Origin of the sequence: Micromonospora sp. D75 (genome assembly GCF_018070405.1) — a bacterium.
GTDB classification, from domain to species: Bacteria; Actinomycetota; Actinomycetes; order Mycobacteriales; family Micromonosporaceae; genus Micromonospora; species Micromonospora chalcea.
This window is the reverse complement of sequence record NZ_JAGPXV010001105.1, coordinates 1-792: the sequence shown is the minus strand read 5'-3', so window position 1 is coordinate 792 and position 792 is coordinate 1. Positions and strand designations below refer to the sequence as shown.

Annotated in this window: 2 pseudogenes; both read left to right on the top strand. The window is 74.0% G+C overall.

The window, feature by feature from the left end:
• Nucleotides 1-256: pseudogene (locus tag KBX39_RS32320) on the top strand (hypothetical protein); the annotation flags it as partial.
• A 130-nt stretch (nt 257-386) separates the two neighbouring features.
• Nucleotides 387-792: pseudogene (locus tag KBX39_RS32315) on the top strand (ribonuclease E/G); the annotation flags it as partial.

Sequence of the window (792 nt, the reverse complement as noted above, 5' to 3'; positions counted from 1 at the left end):
CGATGTGGTGTCTCCGTCTGAGACGCCTTCCGAAGCGGCGGCCGTACCGTGTGCGATACTCGAACTGGTCGTGCGGCAGGTCACCCCGTCCGTTCGGCCCGATGACGTCCTGTCCGGCCTCCGTGCGGTGGCCGCCCTGGAGCCGCCGGTCACCCCGAAGGTGATTCGGCTGGCGCAGGGCACGCTGACCGCGCAGGGCGAGATCGTCGATCCGTTGGAAGCGGATCGCGACGGGGCAACCATCGGAGAGCGCTGACCGTCGGTCAACGCTCTGGCAGGCAGACTTCGGCGGTCGCGCGTTTGCGCGCCCGGCGGAAACACCTTTGCGGCAACCCTGCGTGGCAGCGCTCACCCGCGCCCGGGGCAGCCAGAACTGGAGAACGTCCATGCTCGAGAACGAGCCCGAGGGCGGCGAACGGACCGGCGCAGAGCCGACCGGGACGCCCGCCGACAACGCCGCCACCGCCTCCGGCAGCGCCGCGAGCGCGGCCTCCGCCAGCGCCCAGGGTGCCGCCTCCGGCAGCGCCGACGACGGCACCGCCCAGGGCGTCACCAGTGCGGAAGGCGCCACCGCTGAAGGCGTCGCCGCCCTGGAGGGCGTCGCCGAGACCAAGCCGCCGGCCCGTAAGCGGGCCAGCCGTCGCAAGGCCGCCCCGCTGAACCAGGCGGAGCAGACCGACGCGCCGGTCGAGGCGTCCACCGCGGCGACCGGCAGCGGCGAGTCGCCGCAGGCCGAGGTGCTCGCACCGATCGCCGGAGAGCTGGACACCGCGCCCAAGACCACCCGGCGGC